General features: G+C 63.6%; 8 protein-coding genes. All 8 read left to right on the top strand.

All coding sequences use genetic code 11. From position 1 onward, the window contains the following. On the top strand, window positions 1-741 hold a 741-nt coding region (locus GL284_RS20920; protein WP_155046343.1), incomplete at its 5' end, for an FAD-dependent oxidoreductase. Window positions 742-761: 20 nt separating this feature from the next. Beyond that, on the top strand, window positions 762-1,832 hold the full coding sequence (locus GL284_RS20915; protein WP_155046342.1) for an ABC transporter ATP-binding protein: 1,071 nt from the start codon (window positions 762-764) through the stop codon (window positions 1,830-1,832). Beyond that, the gene (locus GL284_RS20910; RefSeq protein ID WP_155046341.1) at window positions 1,832-2,929 is read left to right on the top strand and encodes an ABC transporter ATP-binding protein; all 1,098 of its coding nucleotides are present in this window, start codon (window positions 1,832-1,834) and stop codon (window positions 2,927-2,929) included. The genes GL284_RS20915 and GL284_RS20910 overlap by 1 nt, the downstream gene beginning before the upstream one ends. Beyond that, entirely contained in the window at window positions 2,929-3,804 is an 876-nt protein-coding gene (locus tag GL284_RS20905; RefSeq protein ID WP_155046340.1) for a carbohydrate ABC transporter permease, read from the top strand. The genes GL284_RS20910 and GL284_RS20905 overlap by 1 nt, the downstream gene beginning before the upstream one ends. Beyond that, window positions 3,801-4,604 (top strand): carbohydrate ABC transporter permease, encoded by an 804-nt coding sequence (locus tag GL284_RS20900; RefSeq protein ID WP_155046339.1) that lies wholly within the window; start codon window positions 3,801-3,803, stop codon window positions 4,602-4,604. Before GL284_RS20905 ends, GL284_RS20900 begins: the two co-directional genes overlap by 4 nt. Beyond that, window positions 4,604-5,038, top strand: a complete 435-nt coding sequence (locus tag GL284_RS20895; protein ID WP_155046338.1) for a DUF2160 domain-containing protein — start codon at window positions 4,604-4,606, stop codon at window positions 5,036-5,038. Before GL284_RS20900 ends, GL284_RS20895 begins: the two co-directional genes overlap by 1 nt. Before the next feature lie 91 nt (window positions 5,039-5,129). Further along, window positions 5,130-6,809: an ABC transporter substrate-binding protein gene (locus tag GL284_RS20890; protein WP_425274257.1), complete on the top strand. Its 1,680-nt coding sequence runs from the start codon at window positions 5,130-5,132 to the stop codon at window positions 6,807-6,809. Window positions 6,810-6,925: 116 nt separating this feature from the next. Continuing rightward, on the top strand, window positions 6,926-7,043 hold a 118-nt coding region (locus GL284_RS20885), incomplete at its 3' end, for an FGGY family carbohydrate kinase (protein WP_155046336.1).

Here is a 7,043-nt window from a genome sequence, read left to right as displayed (position 1 = left end):
TATTTCTTTCAGGGCACCGATGGGCGGATCATCTTTGCCATCCCCTATGAGCAGGATTTCACCCTGATCGGCACGACCGACATGGACCATGACGGCCCGCCCGAGGCGGCGCGCTGTTCCGATGCGGAACGCGATTATCTGTGCCGCTTTGCCAGCCAGTATTTCGCGCAGCCGGTGACGGCGGATCAGGTGGTCTGGACCTATTCCGGGGTGCGGCCGCTTTACAATGACGGTGCCAGCTCGGCCACGGCGGCGACGCGGGACTATGTGCTCAGCCTTGATGCCACGGGCGCGCCGCTGCTGAACGTCTTTGGCGGCAAGATCACCACCTATCGCCGGCTGGCCGAAAGCGCGCTGGCAAAGCTTGCGCCGCATTTCCCAAAGGCCGGGGCGGCCTGGACGGCGGGCGTGGCGCTGCCGGGCGGCGATTTCCCGGTGGATGGGGTGGGCGCGCTGGTCGATGACCTGCGCGCGCGCCATCCGCGCCTGTCCGCCCGCGACGCGCTGCGGCTGGTGCGCACGCATGGGACCGAAGCCGCGCTGATCCTGTCCGACCCGCCCGGCCACGACTTCGGCGCCGGCCTGACCGAGGCCGAACTGCGCTGGTTCGCCACCCGCGAATTCGCCACCTGCGCCGAGGACGTGCTGTGGCGCAGGACGAAACTGGGGCTGAGGATGGACGGCGCGCAGCAGCAGGCCGTGCAGGACTGGTTCGAGGCGCAGGCGCAGGCTGCGAAATAGACTGGAATAAAGGGGGGAACATGGTGCTGGAACTGCAAAGCGTGTCACGGCTGGTCGAAGGGCGGGTGCATATCCACCCGACCAGCCTGACATTGCGCGAAGGCACGATGAACGTGCTGCTGGGACCGACGCTGTCGGGCAAGACCAGCCTGATGCGGCTGATGGCGGGGCTGGACCAGCCCTCGACCGGGCGCATCCTGTGGCAGGGCCGCGACGTGACCGGCCTGCGCGTGCAGGACCGGGGCGTGGCCATGGTCTATCAGCAGTTCATCAATTACCCGGGCCTCTCGGTCTATGAAAACATCGCCTCGCCCCTGCGGATTCTGGGAACGCCCAAGGCCGAGATCGACCGCAAGGTCCGCGAAACCGCCGAGATGCTGCGCCTGACGCCCATGCTGCAGCGCAAGCCGCTGGAACTGTCGGGCGGCCAGCAGCAGCGTTGCGCGCTGGCCCGCGCGCTGGTCAAAGGCGCGGGGCTTGTGCTGCTGGATGAGCCTTTGGCGAACCTTGACTATAAGCTGCGCGAGGAATTGCGCATCGAGATCCCGCGCATCTTCGAGGCCTCGGGCGCGATCTTCGTCTACGCCACCACCGAACCCGAAGAGGCGCTGCTGCTGGGCGGCAATACCGCAACGCTGTGGGAAGGCCGCGTGACCCAGTTCGGGCCGACGCCGCAGGTCTATCGCCAGCCGGTCGATGCCACCACGGCGCGGGTGTTCAGCGATCCGCCGATGAACTTCATCCAGACCCGCGTGCAGGCCGGGCGGCTGGATCTGGCGCAGGGCGCGCGCGCGCCCGGCATTGCCGATGGCGCCTATCAGGCCGGGTTCCGCGCCAATCATCTGTCGGTCGAAAAACCCTCGGCCGATGCGCTGGAATTCCGCTGTCAGGTCGTGGTGACCGAGATCACCGGCGCGCAAAGCTTTCTGCATGTCCGCCATGGCGAGGATCGCTGGGTCGCGCTGATCGAGGGCGTGCACGACCTTGCGCCCGACACGCAGCTGTCGCTGTGGTTGCAGCCGCGCCATGTCTATCTGTTCGATCCGGCGGGCCAGCTGTCCGCGCCGGCGGCTTACGCAAAGGTGGCCTGATGGCGCGCATTACCTTGGAAAATCTGGCGCATAGCTATAACCCGCATCCGACCGGGCCTGCGGATTATGCGCTGAAGCAGATGGATCACGTCTGGCAGGACGGCGGGGCCTATGCGCTGCTGGGGGCGTCGGGCTGTGGCAAGACCACGCTTCTGAACATCATCTCGGGGCTGCTGACCCCCAGTCAGGGCCGGATCCTGTTCGGCGACCGCGATGTGACCCATGCTGCCACCGCCGAACGCAACATCGCGCAGGTGTTCCAGTTCCCGGTGGTCTATGACACGATGACCGTGCGCGACAATCTGGCCTTTCCGCTGAAGAACCGCGGCAAGGACGCCGCCTATATCAAGGCGCGTGTCGATCAGATCGCCCGCATGATCGGCATGGAGGCGGTGCTGGGCCGCCGCGCCCAGGGGCTGACCGCCGATGCCAAGCAGAAGATCAGTCTGGGCCGGGGCATGGTGCGCGAGGATGTGAACGCCATCCTGTTCGACGAGCCGCTGACCGTCATCGACCCGCAGATGAAATGGGAATTGCGCAGCCAGCTGAAACAGCTGCACCGCCAGTTCGGCCATACGATGATCTATGTCACCCATGACCAGACCGAGGCGCTGACCTTTGCCGACAAGGTGGTGGTCATGCATGACGGCCGCGTCGTCCAGATGGGCACGCCCGAGGAATTGTTCGAGGCCCCGGCCCACAGTTTCGTCGGCTATTTCATCGGCTCTCCGGGGATGAACTTTCTGGATGCGCAGGTGCAGGGCCGTCAGGCCAGGCTGGCGGATGGCGCGATGCTGGATCTGGGGGCCGATTACGGCACGCCCTCGGGCCGGGTCCAGATCGGCATCCGCCCCGAACATGTCCATGTCGGCGGTGCGGGCGATCTGCCGGGCGGCCTGCCCATCGCGCTGCGCCGGATCGAGGATGTCGGTCGCCACCGGATCCTGCGCGCCGAACTGGCGGGCAAAAGCTTCAACGCCCTGCTGCCCGAGGGCGAGGCGCTGCCGGGCGAGGGCGCCCGTGTCAGCTTCGTGCCGGGCAAGCTGGGCGTCTATGTCGATGACTGGCGCACAGCGCCTGCACAAAGGGCGGCGTGATGCAAAAGATACAGAACAACCGGGCGTGGTTTCTGGTGCTGCCGGTGTTGGTGCTGGTGGCCTTCTCGGCGGTGATCCCGCTGATGACGGTGGTGAACTACGCCTTCAACGACACGTTCGGAAATAACGAATTCTTCTGGGCGGGCCTCGAATGGTTCGACGAGATGGTGCATTCCTCGCGTCTGCATGAGGCGTTGGGGCGGCAGGCACTGTTTTCCGCGATCATTCTGGCGATCGAGGTGCCGCTGGGCATCTTCGTCGCGCTCAACATGCCGAAAAAGGGCTTCTGGGCCAGTCTGGTGCTGGTGCTCATGGCGCTGCCGCTGCTGATCCCGTTCAACGTCGTCGGCACGATCTGGCAGATCTTCGGCCGTGTGGATATCGGCCTTCTGGGCCGCACGCTTGAGACGCTGGGCATCGACTACAATTACACCAACGATCCGCTGGACGCGTGGATCACCGTGGTCGTGATGGATGTCTGGCACTGGACCAGCCTTGTCGCGCTGCTTTGCTATGCGGGCCTGCAATCCATTCCGCAGGCCTATTATCAGGCCGCGCGCATCGATCAGGCCAGCCGCTGGGCGGTGTTCCGCTATATCGAGCTGCCCAAGATGAAGGGCGTGCTGCTGATCGCCGTCCTCTTGCGCTTCATGGACAGTTTCATGATCTATACCGAACCTTTCGTGGTGACCGGCGGCGGTCCGGGCAACTCGACCACCTTCCTGTCCATTGATCTGGTCAAGATGGCCGTGGGTCAGTTCGACCTTGGTCCGGCTGCGGCCTTCAGCCTGATGTATTTTCTGGTGATCCTGCTGGTCAGCTGGGTGTTCTATACCGTCATGACCAGCATGGACAAAGCCGAGGTGCAGTCATGAAATCGCGTGGCTCTGTCGTCGTGATGACGCTTTATCTGCTGTTCCTGCTGATCCCGATCTATTGGCTGGTCAACATGAGCCTGAAGACCAATGCCGAGATCACCGGCACCTTCAGCCTGTATCCGCAGACGCTGACATTGCGCAACTATCAGGTGATCCTGACCGATCCCAGCTGGTATATGGGCTATGTCAACTCGATCATCTACGTGGTGCTGAACACGGTGATCTCGATCGCGGTGGCGCTGCCTGCGGCCTATGCGTTCAGCCGCTACAGCTTCATGGGCGACAAGCATCTGTTCTTCTGGCTGCTGACGAACCGCATGTCGCCGCCCGCCGTCTTTGCGCTGCCGTTCTTTCAGCTTTATTCGTCCATCGGGCTGTTCGACACCCATATCGCCGTGGCGCTGGCGCATTGCCTGTTCAACGTGCCGCTGGCGGTCTGGATCCTGGAAGGCTTCATGCGCGGCGTGCCCAAGGAAATCGACGAGACCGCCTATATCGACGGCTATTCCTTCCCGCGCTTCTTCATCCGTATCTTCACCCCGCTGATCGCCAGCGGCATCGGGGTCGCGGCCTTCTTCTGCTTCATGTTCTCATGGGTGGAGCTGCTCTTGTCGCGGACGCTGACCAGCGTCAATGCCAAGCCGATCGCGGCGACGATGACGCGCACGGTGTCGGCATCCGGGATGGATTGGGGCGTGCTGGCCGCAGCCGGGGTGCTGACCATCGTGCCGGGCGCGCTGGTGATCTGGTTCGTGCGCAATTACATCGCCAAGGGCTTCGCCCTGGGGAGGGTCTGATGGCAAAAGCCAAGGATATTACCGAAGCCGCTGCCCGTCAGGTGAACTGGGGCGCGATCTATGCCGGGGCCATCGCGGTGATGGCGGGGGCGATGGCCTTTCTGGTCTGGGCGACCCCTGTCGTCGATGGCGCGCGCGAATGGACCGCGCCGATGATCCCCGGCGGCTGGATGGCATGGACCTTTCCGGTGGCGGTGTTCTTCTGGATCATCGCCGGCCTGCTGATCCTGTTCACCATTCTGGCGATCCGTTTCCCGGAAACCCCACGCCGCGGCATCCTGCGCATCGAAACCACGCGCGGCGACCGGCTGTTCATCACGCTGCTTGGCTCGGCCTTCATCTGTCTGGCCTGGCTGTTCTTTGTGGGCCCCCCCGTCTGGTGGGCGCTTGCCATCTGCCTTGTCTATGCCGCTGCGGTGTTCCGCTGGGTATGACGATCCGCGTCTCATCAGGGAGGAAAACATGAGACCGACCAAAACGACCGCCTTCAAGGTCCGCGCCGGAACCGCCATCGCGCTGGCGCTGATGGTAACGGGGGCTCCGGCATGGGCCGATATGGAGGCCGCCAAGAAGTTTCTGGACGACCAGATCGGCGATCTGTCCACGCTGTCGCGCGCGGATCAGGAAGCCGAGATGCAATGGTTCGTCGACGCCGCCAAGCCCCTTGCGGGCATGGAGATCAAGGTCGTCTCGGAAACCATCACCACGCATGAATACGAATCCAAGGTGCTGGCCCCGGCCTTCACCGCCATCACCGGCATCAAGGTCACCCATGACCTGATCGGCGAAGGCGATGTGGTGGAAAAGCTGCAGACCCAGATGCAGACCGGCGAGAATATCTATGACGGCTATGTCAACGACTCGGATCTGATCGGCACGCATTGGCGCTATCAGCAGGCCCGCAACCTGACCAAGTGGATGGCCGATGAGGGCAAGGATTTCACCAGCCCGACGCTGGATCTTGATGATTTCATCGGGCTGAAATTCACCACGGCGCCGGATGGCGATCTGTATCAGCTGCCCGACCAGCAATTCGCGAACCTCTACTGGTTCCGCTATGACTGGTTCAACGATCAAAAGACCAAGGACGATTTCAAGGCCAAATACGGCTATGATCTGGGCGTTCCGGTCAACTGGTCGGCCTATGAGGATATCGCCCAGTTCTTCACCGGCCGCGACATGTCCTATATCGAAGGCGGCCCCACGAAGGCATGGGGCAATATGGACTATGGCAAGAAAGACCCCAGCCTTGGCTGGCGTTACACCGATGCCTGGTTCTCGATGGCCGGGGGTGGCGACAAAGGCGAGCCGAACGGTCTGCCGGTCGATGAATGGGGCATCCGCGTCGACGAAAACTCGCGGCCCGTGGGGTCCTGCGTGGCGCGCGGCGGCGCGACCAACGATGCCGCGGCGGTCTATGCCGTGACCAAGGCCATCGACTGGCTGAAGAACTATACCCCGCCGGAAGCCATGGGCATGACCTTTGGCGAGGCCGGGCCCGTTCCGGCACGCGGCGACATCGCCCAGCAGATGTTCTGGTATACGACCTTCACCGCCGACATGGTGAAGCCCGGCACGCCGGTCATGAATGAGGACGGCACGCCGAAATGGCGCATGGCCCCCAGCCCGCATGGCGCCTATTGGACCGAAGGCACCAAGGTCGGCTATCAGGACGTGGGCTCGTGGACGTTGCTGAAGTCCACCCCGGTGGACCGCGCGCAGGCCGCGTGGCTTTACGCGCAGTTCGTGACCTCGAAGACGGTGGACGTGAAGAAATCGGATGTGGGTCTGACCTTCATCCGCCAGTCCACCATCGACAGCCAGCACTTCACCGATCGCGCGCCCAAGCTGGGCGGTCTGGTCGAGTTCTATCGCTCGCCCGCCCGCACGCAATGGTCGCCGACCGGCACCAATATTCCCGATTATCCGAAGCTCGCGCAGCTGTGGTGGCAGAATATCGGTGATGCCATGTCGGGCGCCAAGACCCCGCAAGAGGCGTTGGATGCGCTGTGTGCCGAGCAGGAAAAGGTGCTGGCCCGGCTGGAGCGCAGCAAGGTCCAGGGCGATCTGGGTCCGAAGCTGAACGAGGAAAAAGATCCGCAGGAATGGCTGGACGCGCCCGGCGCGCCCGTCGCCAAGATCGAGAACGAAAAGCCGCAGGGCGAAACCGTCTCGTATGACGAGCTGATCAAATCCTGGCAGTAAGCCGTTCTGCCGGGGGCGGGGCCTTTGCCGGTTCCGCCCCCGTTTCCGATCCGCCTGACCGCGGCTTCTGCCGCCGCGGGCCAAAGGCGGCAGCGTGACCGAAACCCGGACCGACCATGACCCAGATCCTAGCCATCGACCAGGGGACGACGTCGTCCCGCGCCATCATCTTTGACAGCGACCTTCAGGTCGTGGCGCAGGCGCAAGAGGAATTTCCGCAGCATTTTCCGCGCT

The organism is Paracoccus shanxieyensis (genome assembly GCF_009711265.1).
GTDB classification, from domain to species: domain Bacteria; phylum Pseudomonadota; class Alphaproteobacteria; order Rhodobacterales; family Rhodobacteraceae; genus Paracoccus; species Paracoccus shanxieyensis.
Note: the sequence above shows the minus strand (reverse complement) of the source record. Positions and strands in the feature narration are given on the sequence as shown.